General features: G+C 67.8%; 15 protein-coding genes. 12 read left to right on the top strand and 3 right to left on the bottom strand.

Annotated elements, in window-relative coordinates:
* Positions 1-17 precede the first annotated feature (17 nt).
* The 5 genes from ilvD to ACO07Z_RS20060 all read left to right on the top strand — a co-directional run bounded on the left by ilvD (position 18) and on the right by ACO07Z_RS20060 (position 5,416).
* Entirely contained in the window at positions 18-1,850 is a 1,833-nt protein-coding gene (gene ilvD / locus ACO07Z_RS20080) for a dihydroxy-acid dehydratase (RefSeq protein WP_421700326.1), read from the top strand.
* A 100-nt stretch (positions 1,851-1,950) separates the two neighbouring features.
* Positions 1,951-2,256, top strand: coding sequence for a zinc ribbon domain-containing protein YjdM (locus tag ACO07Z_RS20075; protein WP_421700325.1), 306 nt, complete (start codon positions 1,951-1,953; stop codon positions 2,254-2,256).
* 74 nt (positions 2,257-2,330) lie between these two features.
* Positions 2,331-2,645 carry an HdeA/HdeB family chaperone gene (locus ACO07Z_RS20070; RefSeq protein WP_421700324.1) on the top strand — a complete coding sequence of 105 codons (315 nt, stop codon included), beginning with the start codon at positions 2,331-2,333 and terminating at the stop codon, positions 2,643-2,645.
* 219 nt (positions 2,646-2,864) lie between these two features.
* Positions 2,865-3,200, top strand: coding sequence for a hypothetical protein (locus ACO07Z_RS20065; RefSeq protein WP_421700323.1), 336 nt, complete (start codon positions 2,865-2,867; stop codon positions 3,198-3,200).
* A gap of 143 nt (positions 3,201-3,343) precedes the next feature.
* Positions 3,344-5,416 carry an ATP-dependent helicase gene (locus ACO07Z_RS20060; protein ID WP_421700322.1) on the top strand — a complete coding sequence of 691 codons (2,073 nt, stop codon included), beginning with the start codon at positions 3,344-3,346 and terminating at the stop codon, positions 5,414-5,416.
* A 4-nt stretch (positions 5,417-5,420) separates the two neighbouring features.
* Here the strand turns inward: ACO07Z_RS20060 and ACO07Z_RS20055 are convergent, their stop codons facing one another.
* The gene (locus ACO07Z_RS20055) at positions 5,421-5,648 is read right to left on the bottom strand and encodes a helix-turn-helix domain-containing protein (protein WP_421700321.1); all 228 of its coding nucleotides are present in this window, start codon (positions 5,646-5,648) and stop codon (positions 5,421-5,423) included.
* Positions 5,649-5,745: 97 nt separating this feature from the next.
* Between ACO07Z_RS20055 and ACO07Z_RS20050 the strand changes: the two genes are divergently transcribed.
* From ACO07Z_RS20050 to mnhG, 6 genes are read left to right on the top strand one after another with little or no spacing between them, the layout of a single operon-like run.
* Positions 5,746-8,655, top strand: coding sequence for a monovalent cation/H+ antiporter subunit A (locus ACO07Z_RS20050; RefSeq protein ID WP_421700320.1), 2,910 nt, complete (start codon positions 5,746-5,748; stop codon positions 8,653-8,655).
* Positions 8,655-9,002 carry a Na+/H+ antiporter subunit C gene (locus ACO07Z_RS20045; RefSeq protein WP_421700319.1) on the top strand — a complete coding sequence of 116 codons (348 nt, stop codon included), beginning with the start codon at positions 8,655-8,657 and terminating at the stop codon, positions 9,000-9,002. Before ACO07Z_RS20050 ends, ACO07Z_RS20045 begins: the two co-directional genes overlap by 1 nt.
* Complete coding sequence (locus ACO07Z_RS20040) at positions 9,002-10,678, top strand: monovalent cation/H+ antiporter subunit D (protein WP_421700318.1); 1,677 nt, start codon at positions 9,002-9,004, stop codon at positions 10,676-10,678. Before ACO07Z_RS20045 ends, ACO07Z_RS20040 begins: the two co-directional genes overlap by 1 nt.
* Positions 10,675-11,172 (top strand): Na+/H+ antiporter subunit E, encoded by a 498-nt coding sequence (locus tag ACO07Z_RS20035; RefSeq protein ID WP_421700317.1) that lies wholly within the window; start codon positions 10,675-10,677, stop codon positions 11,170-11,172. The genes ACO07Z_RS20040 and ACO07Z_RS20035 overlap by 4 nt, the downstream gene beginning before the upstream one ends.
* Complete coding sequence (locus ACO07Z_RS20030) at positions 11,169-11,450, top strand: K+/H+ antiporter subunit F (RefSeq protein ID WP_244375772.1); 282 nt, start codon at positions 11,169-11,171, stop codon at positions 11,448-11,450. Before ACO07Z_RS20035 ends, ACO07Z_RS20030 begins: the two co-directional genes overlap by 4 nt.
* Positions 11,447-11,809, top strand: coding sequence for a monovalent cation/H(+) antiporter subunit G (mnhG, locus tag ACO07Z_RS20025; RefSeq protein ID WP_421700316.1), 363 nt, complete (start codon positions 11,447-11,449; stop codon positions 11,807-11,809). The genes ACO07Z_RS20030 and mnhG overlap by 4 nt, the downstream gene beginning before the upstream one ends.
* Before the next feature lie 5 nt (positions 11,810-11,814).
* Here mnhG and ACO07Z_RS20020 read toward each other — a convergent pair whose 3' ends face one another.
* The gene (locus ACO07Z_RS20020) at positions 11,815-12,072 is read right to left on the bottom strand and encodes a hypothetical protein (RefSeq protein WP_421700315.1); all 258 of its coding nucleotides are present in this window, start codon (positions 12,070-12,072) and stop codon (positions 11,815-11,817) included.
* A gap of 80 nt (positions 12,073-12,152) precedes the next feature.
* Positions 12,153-13,991, bottom strand: coding sequence for a sigma-54-dependent Fis family transcriptional regulator (locus tag ACO07Z_RS20015; protein ID WP_421700314.1), 1,839 nt, complete (start codon positions 13,989-13,991; stop codon positions 12,153-12,155).
* A gap of 239 nt (positions 13,992-14,230) precedes the next feature.
* On the opposite strand from ACO07Z_RS20015, the gene adh reads away from it, so the two are divergent.
* Positions 14,231-15,748 carry an aldehyde dehydrogenase gene (gene adh, locus ACO07Z_RS20010; protein ID WP_421700313.1) on the top strand — a complete coding sequence of 506 codons (1,518 nt, stop codon included), beginning with the start codon at positions 14,231-14,233 and terminating at the stop codon, positions 15,746-15,748.
* The last annotated feature ends 44 nt before the right edge of the window (positions 15,749-15,792 follow it).

Genomic DNA, 15,792 nt, shown 5'->3' with positions numbered 1-15,792 from the left:
GAGTTTGGAGGAATTCCATGCCCGCCTATCGCTCGCGCACGTCCACCCATGGCCGCAACATGGCCGGAGCCCGCGGCCTCTGGCGCGCCACCGGTATGAAAGACGGCGATTTCGGCAAGCCGATCATCGCCGTGGTCAACTCCTTCACCCAGTTCGTGCCCGGCCATGTCCACCTGAAGGACCTCGGCCAGCTGGTGGCGCGGGAGATCGAGAAGGCGGGCGGCGTCGCCAAGGAGTTCAACACCATCGCGGTGGATGACGGCATCGCCATGGGCCATGACGGCATGCTCTATTCGCTGCCTTCGCGCGAGATCATCGCCGACAGCGTGGAGTACATGGTCAACGCCCATTGCGCCGATGCCATGGTCTGCATCTCCAATTGCGACAAGATCACGCCCGGCATGCTGATGGCGGCGCTGCGGCTCAACATCCCGGCCGTCTTCGTTTCCGGCGGGCCGATGGAGGCGGGCAAGGTGCTGCTCTCCACCGGCGAGAAGAAGGTGGACCTGATCGACGCCATGGTCGCCGCCGCCGACGATCGGGTGAGCGACGCGGACGTGACGGTGATGGAGCGCTCGGCCTGCCCGACCTGCGGCTCCTGCTCGGGCATGTTCACCGCCAATTCCATGAACTGCCTCACCGAGGCGCTCGGCCTCGCCTTGCCGGGCAATGGCTCGGTGCTCGCCACCCATGCTGATCGCGAGCGGCTGTTCGTCGAGGCCGGCCATCTCATCGTCGATCTCGCCCGCCGCTATTACGAGCAGGAAGACGAGAGCGTGCTGCCGCGCGCCGTGGCCTCGTTCAAGGCGTTCGAGAACGCCATGACGCTCGACATCTCCATGGGCGGCTCCACCAATACGGTGCTGCACCTGCTCGCCGCCGCGCATGAGGGCGAGGTGCCCTTCACCATGGCCGACATCGACCGGCTGTCGCGCCGCGTGCCGGTGCTGTGCAAGGTGGCCCCGGCCGTCGCCAACATTCACATGGAAGACGTGCACCGCGCCGGCGGCATCATGGCCATTCTCGGCGAGCTCGACCGCGCCGGCCTCCTCCACACCGATCTGCCGACCGTCCACGCCCCGACGCTGGGCGACGCGCTGGAGCGCTGGGATGTGGTGCGCAGCAAGAGCGAGCAGGTGCAGACCTTCTACCGCGCCGCGCCGGGCGGGGTGCCGACGCAGGTGGCGTTCAGCCAGTCCCGCCGCTGGGACGATCTCGACCTCGACCGCGAAGCCGGCGTCATCCGCAACGCCGCGCATGCCTATTCCAAGGACGGCGGCCTCGCCGTGCTGTTCGGCAATCTCGCCGAGGATGGCTGCATCGTGAAGACGGCGGGCGTGGACGAGAGCATCCTCAAGTTCACCGGCACCGCCACCGTGTTCGAGAGCCAGGACGACGCAGTCTCCGCCATTCTCGGCAACCGGGTGAAGCCCGGCCAGATCGTGCTCATCCGTTATGAGGGGCCGCGCGGCGGGCCGGGCATGCAGGAAATGCTCTATCCCACGAGCTATCTGAAGTCGAAGGGCCTCGGCAAGGCCTGCGCGCTCGTCACCGATGGCCGCTTCTCCGGCGGCTCCTCGGGCCTGTCCATCGGCCATGTCTCCCCGGAAGCGGCGGAAGGAGGCACGGTCGGGCTGGTGCGCGAGGGCGACGTGATCGAGATCGACATTCCCAACCGCCGCATCCACCTTGCCGTGGACGATTCCGAGCTCGCCGCCCGCCGCGAGGAGCAGCAGGCCAAAGGCTGGGTGCCGGCGGCCCCGCGCAAGCGCAACGTCACCACCGCGCTCAGGGCCTATGCCGCGCTCGCCACCAGCGCCGCCAAGGGCGCCGTGCGTCACGTGCCCTGAGCGGCCGATCACGCGGCAAAAAGCCGGCAGACGAAACGGAGGGGGGGCCGCAGGCTCCGCCTTTTTGCATCAACCTTCACGATCCCGCAGGGAGGCCGATATGGCCGATGACGACGATTCCTATGTCTATGACGAAGCCACCGGCGAATGGCGCCCGGCCTCCGAGGTGAAGGCCGCCGCCGCGGCCGCCCTCGAGGTGCGCGACGCCTCCGGCAACCTGCTCGCCGACGGCGATTCCGTGGTGCTGATCAAGGATCTGAAGGTGAAGGGCGCCGGCCAGACGCTGAAGCAGGGCACCGTCATCAAGACCATTCGCCTCACCGACAACGCCGAGGAAATCGACTGCCGGCACGAGGCCATCAAGGGGCTGGTGCTGCGCACGGAATTCGTGCGCAAGCGCGGCTGAGCACGGGGCACGACGTGGCGCGCCGCACGGTGGCATGGTAGCGTCTGCCGTGCCCTCCACTGCGCAGGTTCTCCATGCGAAAGCTCGTCCTGAGAAAGCTCGTTCTCGCCCTCGCCCTTGCCGGCCCTGTCCTCGCGGGCCTGCCGCACGCCGCCCTGGCGGAAAAGATCGACCTCTCCACCACCACGTGCGGCCAGTTCCTGGAAAGCGACAAGACCGAGATCATGCTGACGCTGGCCTGGCTCGACGCCTATTACAAGGATGTCGACGCTCCGCCGGTGATCGACACCGACAAGTTCATCGAGAATGCCGGCAAGCTCGGCGAATATTGCGCGGCCAACCCGACCATCGGGCTGATCACCGCCGCCAACGAACTCTTCGGCGAGTGAGCGCCGCCGCTTCTGTCACGCCTTCGTGAGCGACAGAGCCCCATGGGCTCCGATCCGGTATTATCGTCGGATCGGACGGTAAAATGAACCTCTTCTGACGGCAGATCACCGAGATTTACCCGAAGAGTGGTAGCGAATTACGCCGCTATACAAGTTGATATCGCGGAACCCTAGGAGATTGTCGGGATTATTCCTTCACTCAACAGGAGGATACAGCCGATGATCAACGCCAAGACAGCTTCCGCTGCCGTTCTCGCCGCCATGCTCGCCCTCAGCGGCCCCGCCCTCGCCCAGTCCAGCGGCACGGGCGGCGCGTCGTCCAGCGCGGGTGCGTCGGATTCCGGCACCGGCACGGGCAACGATGCCGGCACCAACACCACCGAAAGCCGCATCGGCGCGCCGTCCAACGCCACCACGGGTTCGGGCATGGACGCTCCGGAAGGCCGTAACACGACCACCGGCACCAGCAGCACCGACAATGTCGGCGCTACCACCGACCAGCCGAGCGACACCAAGTCCAACCGCGACTGTTCGAGCACGCAGACCCCCTGCTGACCCGCGCTGTCGTGACATGGGAAAGGCCGCCCACTCCCCGGGGCGGCCTTTTCTCATGGGCGCGGCATCGGCACGGCGAGTTGCGAACAAAACGCGAAACGTGCTCTCTGGTTGGCTGATCCGCGCCGGAGATTCGCCCGTCCATGCAGCCCGCTGCCTATCTCGACACGCTCAATCCGCAGCAGCGGCGGGCGGTCGAGCATGGAATACAGGGGCCCGGCGACACACTTGCCGGGCCGCTGCTGGTCATCGCCGGCGCCGGCTCGGGCAAGACCGACACGCTGGCCCATCGCGTCGCCCACCTCATCGTCAACCGTGCCGATCCGCGCCGAATCCTGCTGCTCACCTTCTCGCGCCGGGCGGCAGCGGAGATGGCGCGGCGGGTCGAGCGCATCGCCGCCAAGGTGCTGGGGCCGGACGCGCGGGTGCTGACCGAGGGGCTGAACTGGGCCGGCACCTTCCACGGGATCGGCGCCCGGCTGCTGCGCGACCACGCGCTCGATATCGGCCTCGACCCCGCCTTCACCATCCATGACCGCGAGGACAGCGCCGACCTCATCAATCTCATCCGCCACGAGCTTGGCCTCAGCCGCACCGAAAAGCGCTTTCCCACCAAGGGCACGCTGCTCGCCATCTATTCGCGCGCGGTGAATGCCGAGCAGAAGCTGGAAGAGGTGATCGGCCGCGCTTTCCCGTGGTGTGCGGGTTGGAACGGCGAGTTGAAAACGCTGTTCGCCGCCTATGTCGAGGCCAAGCAGCGCCAGAACGTGCTCGATTACGACGATCTGCTGCTCTACTGGGCACAGATGATGAGCGAGCCGGCGCTGGCGGCCAGCGTGGCCAGCCGCTTCGACCATGTGCTGGTGGACGAATATCAGGACACCAACCGGCTCCAGTCCACCATCCTGCTCGGGCTGAAGCCGGATGGGCGCGGCCTCACCGTGGTCGGCGACGACGCCCAGTCGATCTATTCCTTCCGCGCCGCCACGGTGCGCAACATTCTCGACTTTCCCGGCCATTTCACCCCGCGCGCCGACACGGTGATGCTGGAGCAGAATTACCGTTCCACCCAGCCCATCCTCGCCGCCGCCAATGCGGTGATCGACTTCGCCAGCGAGCGCTACGCCAAGAATCTCTGGTCCGAGCGCGCTTCCGCCGAACGGCCGGTGCTGGTGAGCGTGCGCGACGAAATCGAGCAGGCCAATTTCATCGCCACCCGCGTGCTGGAAAACCGCGAGGACGGCATGGCGCTGAAGCAGCAGGCCGTGCTGTTCCGTGCCGCCCATCACAGCGGGCCGCTGGAAGTGGAGCTGACCCGCCGCAACATTCCCTTCGTGAAGTTCGGCGGGCTGAAATTCCTCGATTCCGCCCATGTGAAAGACGTGCTCGGCGTGCTGCGCTTCGTCGAGAATCCGCGCGACCGCATCGCCGGTTTCCGCGTGCTGCGGCTGCTCTCCGGCCTCGGCCCGGCCACGGCGGGGCGCATTCTTGACGCGGTCGATGCCGCCGGCACGCTGCTGCCGGCGCTGGAGGCGGTGACGCCGCCGGCCCGGGCGGAGCAGGAATGGCCTTCCTTCCTCGCCATGGCACGCGAGCTGAAGGCGAACAACGCGGGCTGGCCGGGCGAGCTTGATCTTGTGCGCGCCTGGTACGAGCCGCTGCTGGAGCGTCTGCACGAGGATGCCGGCAGCCGGCAGGCCGATCTCGTACAACTCGCGCAGATCGCGGCGAGCTACCCGTCCCGCGCCCGCTTCCTCACCGAATTGACGCTCGACCCGCCGGACGCCACCAGCGCCGAAGCCGGCCCGCCGCACCGCGACGAGGATTACCTCATCCTCTCGACCATCCATTCAGCCAAGGGGCAGGAATGGAAATCCGTGTTCGTGCTCAACGCGGTGGATGGCTGCATCCCGAGCGACCTCGGCACCGGCACGCGCGAGGAGATCGAAGAGGAGCGGCGCCTGCTCTATGTCGCGATGACGCGGGCGAAGGACAGCCTGCACCTGATGCTGCCGCAGCGCTTCTTCACCCATGGGCAGTCCGCGCGTGGCGACCGGCACGTCTACGCCGCACGCACCCGCTTCATCCCGCCCACCATCCTCTCCCGCTTCGCCATGGCGAGTTGGCCGCCGGCGACGGCGGAAGCGGCGGGGACGCGGGCCGCGCCGCAGGCCCCCATCGACATCGGGGCGCGGATGCGGGCAATGTGGAAATAGGGGGTCAGCGTATCCGCACGCCCGGCCCGTGCTCGCCGGGCGGCAGCAGCATAATTCCGGCCTGTTCGAGCGTGGTGATGAGCAGCGTTTCCGTCGCGCGGTGGAGCACATGGCGGTGCCGCTCGAAATCGCGGACCGTGCTGCGCGAGACGCCGGCGCGCTCGGCCAGATGTTCCTGCGTCCAGTCGAGAAGCCCGCGTGCGGCGCGGCATTGTTCGGGCGCCAAATCCATCGCTTCTGCCTTGCGTAACGACGACCAAATCAACCATAATGGGCGACATATCGCAAGACTCGAGGATTAACCGCCCGCAGGGAGGCCCCCGCTACCTATGTCCCATGGCACGCTGCTCCTCGTCGCGCTGCTTCTGCCGTTCATCGGCAGCCTCGCTGCGGGGTTTCTGCCGACCCACGCGCGCAACACCGCCGCGATTCTGGCCGGCAGCGTGGCGGTGGCGGGTATCGGCATAAGCGGCTGGCTCTACACCACGCTTGCCGACGGGGCACCGGTGCAGTTCTGGCTGTCCTGGCTGCCCATGCTGGGACTAGACTTCACCCTGCGGCTCGACGGCCTCGCCTGGCTGTTCGCCATGCTGATCTTCGGCATCGGCGCGCTCGTCGTGCTCTATGCCCGCTACTACATGTCGCGCGAAGACCCGGTGCCGCGCTTCTTCTCCTTCCTGCTCGCCTTCATGGGCTCGATGATCGGCATCGTGCTGTCGGGCAATCTCATCCAGCTGGTGTTCTTCTGGGAACTGACCAGCCTGTTCTCCTTCCTGCTCATCGGCTACTGGCACCACACCGCCAATGCGCGCGACGGCGCCCGCATGGCACTCACCGTCACCGGCACGGGCGGGCTGTGCCTTCTGGTCGGCGTGCTGCTCATCGGCCGCATCGTCGGCAGCTACGACATCGACCAGGTGCTGGAGTCGCGCGACCTCATCGTCCAGAGCGATCTCTATGTGCCGGCGCTGGTGCTGGTCCTGCTCGGCGCCTTCACCAAGAGCGCGCAGTTCCCGTTCCATTTCTGGCTGCCGCACGCCATGACGGCGCCGACGCCCGTCTCGGCCTATCTCCACTCCGCCACCATGGTGAAGGCCGGCATCTTCCTTTTGATGCGGCTGTGGCCGGTCATGTCCGGCACGGATGCGTGGTTCTATCTCGTCGTGCCGGCCGGGCTGGTGACGCTGCTGCTCGGCGCCTTCATCGCCATCTTCCAGCAGGACCTGAAGGGGCTGCTGGCCTATTCCACCATCAGCCATCTCGGCCTGATCACGCTGCTGCTCGGCCTCGGCAGCCCGCTGGCGGCGGTGGCGGCGATCTTCCACACGCTGAACCACGCCATCTTCAAGGCGTCGCTGTTCATGGCCGCCGGCATCATCGACCATGAGACCGGCACGCGCGACCTGCGCAAGCTGAGCGGGCTCTACCGCTACATGCCGATCACCGCTACGCTCGCCATGGTCGCCGCCGCCGCCATGGCCGGTGTGCCGCTGCTCAACGGCTTCATTTCCAAGGAAATGTTCTTCGCCGAGGCGGTGGCGGAGCATACCGGCTCGCTGCTCGACGACAGCCTGCCCTATTGGGCGACGCTCGCCGGCGTGTTCAGCGTCACCTACTCGCTGCGCTTCATCCTCGGCGTGTTCTTCGGCCCGCCGCCGGTCAACCTGCCGCACCGGCCGCACGAGCCGGCGCACTGGATGCGCTTTCCCATCGAGCTCTTGGTGCTGATCTGCCTGCTGATCGGCATCGTGCCGGGGCTCACCGTCGGCCCGTTCCTCGCCACCGCCGTCAAGGGCCTGCTCGACGCCACGCCGCCCTATTACAGCCTGGCGCTGTGGCACGGCTTCAACCTGCCGCTGATGATGAGCCTCATCGCCATGGCCGGCGGCGTGGTGCTCTATCTCGGCCTGCGCCGCTATCTCGAAAGCGGCATCGAGGGCCCGCCGGTCCTGCGCGACTTCAAGGGTCAGCGTATCTTCGAGAAGGTGCTGGCGACGCTGTCCTGGCAGTGGGCGCGCGCCGGCGAGGCGACGCTCGGCACGCGGCGCCTGCAGCCGCAGATGCGCATCGTCATCGCGCTCGCCGTGGTGGCGGCGCTGGCGCCCTTCATCGCCAATGGCGCGGTGGGCACGGGCGACATGCCCGGCACGCCGCTGCCGCCGGGCTTCGCCCTGCTCTGGCTGGTGGGCGGAGTCTGCGCGCTCGGCGCCGCCTATCAGGCGAAATATCACCGCTTCGCCGCGCTGGTGCTGGTCGGCGGGGCGGGCCTCGTCACCTGCATCACCTTCGCCTGGCTGTCGGCGCCGGACCTCGCGGTGACGCAGCTTCTGGTGGAGATCGTCACCACGGTGCTGCTGCTGCTCGGCCTGCGCTGGCTGCCCAAGCGCATCGAGAATGTTTATCCCAGTCGCCCGCCGCTGAAAGTGCTGCTGCGCCGTTACATCGACCTCACCATCGCCTGCGCGCTTGGCGGGCTGATGGCCTTCCTCGCCTATTGTCTGATGACCCGGCCGCTGACCCAGAGCGTCTCGCGTTTCTTCGTCGAGCGCGCCTATTCCGAAGGCGGCGGCACCAACATCATCAATGTGATCCTGGTCGATTTCCGCGGCTTCGACACGATGGGCGAGATCGTCGTGCTGTGCCTTGCCGGCCTCACCGTCTTCGCCCTGCTGCGCCGTTTCCGCCCGGCGCCGGAGAGCATCGAACAGCCGGAGCAGCAGCGCATCCAGCACGCCTATGATGTCGCCACGCCCGACCGCTCGCCCGGCGACACGGTGGCCGACTACATGCTGATCCCGCGGCTGATCATGCACTGGCTGTTCCCGGTGATCGCGGTCATGGCGGTGTATCTGTTCATGCGCGGCCATGACCTGCCGGGCGGCGGCTTTGCCGCCGGCATCACCCTCTCCATCGCCTTCGTGGTGCAGTACATGGCCAGCGGCACCCGCTGGGTGGAGGACCATCTGCGGGTGCTGCCGCTGCGCTGGATGGGAATGGGCCTGCTCACCTCCTGCGCCACCGGCGTCGGTTCCTGGTGGTTCGGCTATCCGTTCCTGACCTCGCATTTCCAGTATGTGGAGCTGCCCTATATCGGCAAGGTGCCGGCGGCCTCGGCGCTGCTGTTCGACCTCGGCGTGTTCGCGCTGGTGGTCGGCGCCACGGTGCTGATCCTCATCGCCCTCGCCCATCAGTCGCTGCGCAGTTCGCGCGCGGCGCAGGCCAGCGAGGGAGGCGAGTAATGGAAATCGTCCTCGCCATCGGCATCGGCCTGTTCACCGCCTCCGGCGTGTGGCTGCTGCTGCGCCCGCGCACCTACCAGGTCATCATCGGCCTGTCGCTTCTCTCCTATGCGGTGAACCTGTTCATCTTCGCCATGGCCGGCGGCGGGCTGCGCGTCGACGGGCCGCCCATCCTCGCGCCCGGCGGCGTCGGCGACCCCGCGAAGATCGCCGATCCGATCCCGCAGGCGCTGGTGCTCACCGCCATCGTCATCGGCTTCGCCATGACGGCGCTGTTCCTGGTCGTCCTGCTGGCCGCGCGCGGACGCACCGGCACCGACCATGTCGACGGGCGGGAGCCAGAGTGATGACCCCCGCCCTCGACCATCTCGCCATTCTTCCCATCGTGCTGCCGCTGGCCGTCGGCGCCCTCATGCTGCTGTTCGATGAGCGGCGGCGGCGGCTGAAAATGACGCTCAGCCTCGCCACGGTCTTCGCCCTGCTCGCCATCGCGGTGACGATGGTGGTGATGGTCGGCCTGCCCAATGGCGACCGCTGGTCGACCCTCATCGTCTACCCGCTCGGCAACTGGCCGCCGCCCTTCGGCATCGTGCTGGTGGTGGACCGGCTGGCCGCGCTCATGCTGCTGATGACCGCCGTGCTGGGCTGCACCACCCTGCTCTTCGCCCTGGCGCGCTGGCACACGGCGGGGCCGCGCTTCCACACGCTGTTCCTGCTGCTGCTCACCGGGCTCAACGGCGCCTTCCTGACCGGCGACCTGTTCAACCTGTTCGTGTTCTTCGAGATCCTGCTCGCCGCCTCCTATGGGCTCGTGCTGCACGGCTCGGGCACGGCGCGGGTGCGGGCGGGGCTGCACTATATCCCGATCAACCTCGTCGCCTCCTCGCTGTTCCTCGTCGGCGTCGCGGTGATCTATGGCGTGACCGGCACCCTGAACATGGCCGATCTCAGCCGGATCGTGCCGACGCTGCCGCCGGATTCGCGCACCCTCATGGAGGCGGGCGCGGCGGTGCTCGGCATCGCCTTCCTGGTCAAAGCCGGCATGTGGCCGCTCAGCTTCTGGCTGCCGACCACCTATGCCGCCGCCTGCGCGCCCGTCGCCGCCATGTTCGCGATCATGACCAAGGTCGGCATCTATGTGATCCTGCGGCTGTTCCTGCTGTGCTTCGGCGACGAGGCCGGCGCCTCGGAGGATTTCGGCGCCGCCTGGCTCTATTATGGCGGCATGGCGACGCTGCTCTTCGGCGGCATCGGCGTGCTCGCCTCGCAATCCATGCAGCGGCTCGGCGGCTATAGCGTGCTCATCTCCTCCGGCACGCTGCTCGCGGCCATCGGCACCGGCAACAGCGCGGTGATTTCAGGCGCGCTCTATTATCTCGTCGCCTCCACCTTCGCCATCAGCGCCTATTTCCTGCTGGTGGAACTGATCGAACGCGGCCAGGCCGCCGGCGCCGACGTGCTCGCGGTCACGCTGGAGATCTTCGGCGACCCGGAGGAGGATATCGAGGACGAGGACGAGGAGGTGGGCGTTGCCATTCCCGCCACCATCGCCGTGCTCGGCGGCGGCTTCGTCGCCTGCACCGCCGTGCTGGCCGGCCTGCCGCCGCTCTCCGGCTTCATTGGCAAGTTCGCCATGCTTTCGGCGCTGCTGAACGAGGCGGGCGAAATCCCCTTCGACCACTGGCTGTTCGTCGCGCTGCTGATGCTCTCCGGCCTTGCCACCCTCATCGCCATGACCCGCAACGGCATCCGCACCCTGTGGGTCCCGGCCGAGACGGACATTCCCCGCGTGCGCGCCATCGAGGCCATTCCGGTCGGGGTGCTGCTGCTGCTCTGCGCGGTGATGACCTTCGCCGGTGGCCCGACCATGCGCTACATGGAGGCCACCGCACAGATCCTCTACTGGCCGAGCGAATATGCGCGCGACGTGCTCGGCAGCCAGCCGGTGGGCCATAACACGAGCGATCCGCGGTCCAGCGGCCACGGCCCGTCCGGGCTCAGCGCGACGGGAGCCACGCCATGAACGGGCTGCGCCGCGTCATCCCCTACCCGCTGCTGTTTCTCGCCCTGCTGGTCATGTGGCTCTTGATGACGCAGAGCCTGTCGCTGGGGCAGCTTCTGCTCGGCGCCGTGGTGGCGCTGGGCGGCTGCTGGGCCATGACCGCGCTCGATCCGCCGCCGGCGCGGCTGCGCCGCCCCGCCGCCGCCGCGCGTTTGGCGGGGCGGGTGTTCGTCGATGTGTTCCGCTCCAATGTCGCGGTCGGCAGCATCATTCTCGGCAATGAGGACCGGCGCACCCATGCCGGCTTCATGCGGCTGAAGCTGGATCTGAAAAGCCCCTATGGTCTGGCCATCCTCGCCATCGTGCTCACCTGCACGCCCGGTACGCAATGGGTGCGCTACGATCCTGCCACCGGGCTCCTGCTGCTGCATGTGCTCGATCTCGTCGACGACAAGGAGTGGGTGCGCACCATCAAGGGGCGTTATGAGGGGCTGCTGATGGAGATCTTCGAATGAGCGTCGCCATCCTCGGCTGGTCGATCACGCTGGCGCAGGTGCTGCTGACCCTCGCCATGGGCTGCGCCGCGCTGCGCTTCATTCGCGGCCCGCGCGCGCAGGACCGCATCATCGGCCTCGACACCTTCTATGTGAACGCCATGCTGCTGCTGGTCACGCTCGGCATCCGCAGTGGCACCACGCTCTATTTCGAGGCGGCGCTGGTCATCGGCCTGCTCGGCTTCGTCGGCACGGTGGCGCTGGCCAAGTTCCTGATGCGCGGCGAGGTGATCGAATGAGCGCCGCTCCCGACCTGCCGCTCTGGGCGGCGATTCTCGTCTCGTTCTTCGTCGTCACCGGCGCGCTGGTGACGCTCATCGGCTCCATCGGCCTGTGGCGCCTGCCGGATTTCTACGCCCGTCTGCACGCCCCCTCGCTCGGCGCCACGCTGGGCACCGGGGCTATGCTGATCGGGTCGATCATCTGCTTCTCCGTGCTGCAGCAGCGGCCGCTGATCCACGAGGTGCTGATCGGCCTGTTCGTCACCATCACCACCCCGGTGACGCTGATGCTGCTCGCCAGCGCCTCACTCTATCGCGACCGGGTGGAAGGCAACGACGCCGCGCCCAAGGAAGACCCGGCGCCGACCGAGCTATAGACGCCTCAGCGGCGCGGATCGTCCGGCTTCTTCGGCCTGCCGTCCGCCGAGCCATCCACCGTGTTCAGCGTCTCGGGTGCGAAGCGGCCGCCATCGCGCCGGGCGGGCTCGCCATCGGCCGGGGAATTGTCGTTGTCCACCTCGTCCAGCGGCGGAGTCAGCGGGTTCGACACCGCCGTGGTGCGGTCATCGAGCACGGCGTCGACATTGGCGGGGTCGACGACGACGGGGTTCTGGTCGAGCGTGCGGGGATCGCGCACCATCTTACGGCCTCCATGAGTGTTGCCAGAGGCAACAAGCGCGGACGCCTGCGGTTCCCTGATCTCCCCGCCGGAGTAACGGCTCAGGCGTGGAACAGCCGCCGGTACAGCGTGGACCGGTTGACGCCCAGCCGGCGCGCGGCCTGCGAGACGTTGCCGCCGCACGCTTCCACCGCCTGGCGCATCGCCTCCACGGTGAGCGCGTCGAGCGTGCCGGCCGGCGGCGAGGCGGCGGGCGCCGCGAGAATGTCCGGCGGCAGCATGTCCTCGCCCACCGGGCGGAACGGGTCGGCGAGCGCCGCCAGCGCCTTGAGCGTGCCGGCCAGCTGGCGGAAATTGCCCGGCCAGTCATAGGCGGCGAGCCGCGCCTCGCACCCCTCCGACAGCGTCAGGCGCTCATCCGCCACCAGCCGGCTCCACAGCGCGCGGACGATTGCCGCCCGGTCCGGCAGGCGGCGCAGCGGCGGCAATTCGACGGTGTAATGGGCGATGCGGAAATACAGGTCCTGGCGGAAGCTGCCGGCCTCCACCAGCAGGCGCAGGTCGCGATGGGTGGCGCAGAGCAGCGCCACGTCGATCTTCACCGGCCGGCCGCCGCCGAGCGGGGCGACCTCGCGCTCCTGCAGCACCCGCAACAGGCGCGATTGCAGCGCCAGCGGCATGTCGCCGATCTCGTCGAGAAACAGAATGCCGCCATCGGCCTCGCGCAGCAGGCCGCGCCGCCCCTGCCGGCGCGCGCCGGTGAAGGCGCCGTCCTCATAGCCGAACAGTTCGGATTCGATCAGCGTTTCGGGAATGGCGGCGCAGTTGACCGCCACGAAGGGCCCGCCGGCGCGGGCGCTCTGGCGGTGAATCTCGCGCGCCGCCATCTCCTTGCCGGTCCCGGTCTCGCCGCGGATCAGCACCGGCACGTCCGCCGCCACCATGCGCACCGCGCGGCCGAGCGCCGCCCGCTCCTCCGCCCCGAGCAGCGGCCCCTCCTCGCGCGGCACGCGGGGACGCGGCGCCGGCTGCGGCCGGGTGCGGGCGCCCTCGAAGCGACCAAACAAGGTGCGCCCGCCCGGCTGGCGCAAGGCGTGGGTGTCGCCGTCCGAGCCTGGCAGACGTTCCAGCAATTCGCCGGCGCGCTTTTCGCCCAGCGCCGACCAGTCGGCGCCGACAAGGCCGAGCCCGGCGCGATTGGCCGCCACCAGCCGGTCGTCCTCGAACACCAGCACGCCTTCGCGCGAGGTGCCGAGCAGCGCCCGGTCAGCCTGCAGGCGCAGCACCCGGCGGTCGGAAAAGCCCTCGTCGAAGAAACGGTGCTCGATCTGCTCCACCGCCAGCCGCACGAGGCCGAGCGCGTGGCGATGGTCCACCGCCGCCGGGCCGGACATGTCGAGCGCACCCACCGTGTGGCCATAGGGGTCGAGGATCGGCGCGGCCGAGCAGCTGAGAATGGCGTGCGGGTCGTAATAATGCTCGCCGCCATGCACCGCGATCGGCCGGCCTTCCACCAGCGCCGTGCCCACCGCATTGGTGCCGGTGGAGCTTTCGCCCCACAGCACGCCGGGCCGCAGCGCCACCTGCGCCGCGCGCGCGGCGAAATCGGCATTGCCGAGCGCGTCGAGGATCATCCCCTCCGCATCGGTGAGAATGACCACACAGCCGGTCTGCATCGCGTCGGCATAGAGGCTTTCCACCTCCGGCCGGCACAGCCGGCGCAGCCGCTCATGCCGCTCGGCAATGGCGCTGAGTTCATGCGCGGTCAGCGGTTCAAGGCGCGGCAGGGCGGCATTGTCGAGCCCACGCTCCGCGCAGCGCTTCCAGGAACGCAGGATCGGCTCGGGCAGCAGCGCCGCCAGCGGGCGGTCGTGCAGACCCTGCTGGAAGAACTGCCGGCGCGCGGCCAGCACGGCACGCGGCGAGACCTCTTGGCGCATGCGATCCTCCCGGAGTGTTGCAAAATGCCACACATGTCGCAGGTCTTGTTGTTCTTTCCGACAGTTTCTACCAAGTTTTCCGGCGGCGTCTATCGGTAGAATCCTCACGCCATCGCGAGTACTGAGCTAAAGTGAGGTATTTCAATATTTTGCCGTGTCGCAACGACGATTTTGTGCGTTGCGATAAGCAGGCTGGCACGGGCGGTGCAATCTTGAGTGTCCCTATCAGGGAGGATCCAATGAACAAGCCAGAACTCGCCATCACCAAGCAGTCCCCGTTCAAGGCCCGCTACGGCAATTTCATCGGCGGCCAGTTCGTCGAGCCGGTGTCCGGCCGCTATTTCGACAACACCTCGCCGGTGACCGGCGGCAAGATCTGCGAAGTCGCGCGCTCGGAAGCCGCCGACATCGACAAGGCGCTCGACGCCGCCCATGCCGCCAAGGCCGCCTGGGGCAAGACCTCGGCCGCCGAACGGGCGTTGATCCTCAACAAGATCGCTGACCGCATGGAGGAAAATCTCGACCTCCTCGCGCTGGCCGAGACCTGGGACAACGGCAAGCCGATCCGCGAGACGACGGCGGCCGACATTCCGCTCGCCATCGACCACTTCCGCTATTTCGCCGGCGCGGTGCGCGCGCAGGAAGGCGGCATCAGCGAGATCGACCACGACACCATCGCCTATCACTTCCACGAGCCGCTCGGCGTGGTCGGGCAGATCATCCCGTGGAACTTCCCCATCCTGATGGCGGTGTGGAAGCTGGCCCCGGCGCTCGCCGCCGGCAACTGCGTGGTGCTGAAGCCCGCCGAGCAGACCCCGTCCAGCATCCTGGTGCTGGTGGAACTGATCGCCGACCTGCTGCCCCCGGGCGTGCTCAACGTGGTCAACGGCTTTGGCCTTGAGGCCGGCAAGCCGCTCGCCAGCTCCAACCGCATCGCCAAGATCGCCTTCACCGGCGAGACGACGACGGGTCGGCTGATCATGCAGTATGCCAGCCAGAACCTCATCCCCGTCACGCTGGAACTGGGCGGCAAGTCGCCGAACATCTTCTTCAACGATGTGGCGGCCGAGGATGACGACTTCTTCGACAAGGCGATCGAAGGCTTCGTCATGTTCGCGCTCAACCAGGGCGAGGTCTGCACGTGCCCGAGCCGCGCGCTGATCCAGGAAAGCATCTATGACCGCTTCATGGAGAAGGCGCTGAAGCGGGTGGAAGCCATCATCCAGGGCTCGCCGCTCGACCCGGCGACGATGATCGGCGCCCAGGCCTCCTCCGAACAGCTGGAGAAGATCCTCTCCTATATCGACATCGGCAAGCAGGAAGGCGCCGAGGTTCTCATCGGTGGCGAGCGCAACAATCTCGGCGGCGACTTCGCCGGCGGCTTCTATGTGAAGCCCACCGTGTTCAAGGGCCACAACAAGATGCGGATCTTCCAGGAGGAGATCTTCGGCCCGGTCGTCTCGGTGACCACCTTCAAGGACGAGGCGGAAGCGCTGTCCATCGCCAATGACACGCTCTACGGCCTCGGCGCCGGCGTGTGGACCCGCGACGGCAACCGCGCCTACCGCTTCGGCCGCGCCATCGAGGCCGGCCGCGTGTGGACCAACTGCTACCACGCCTACCCCGCCCATGCGGCGTTCGGTGGCTACAAGCAGTCGGGCATCGGCCGCGAGAACCACAAGATGATGCTCGACCACTACCAGCAGACCAAGAACATGCTGGTCAGCTACTCCCCGAAGAAGCTCGGCTTCTTCTGAGGCCAGGGCGCCCTCGCCGTCCCTCATGGCCGGGCTTGACCCGG

Origin of the sequence: Ancylobacter sp., assembly GCF_965229075.1 — a bacterium.
GTDB lineage: Bacteria > Pseudomonadota > Alphaproteobacteria > Rhizobiales > Xanthobacteraceae > Ancylobacter.
Note: the sequence above shows the minus strand (reverse complement) of the source record. Positions and strands in the feature narration are given on the sequence as shown.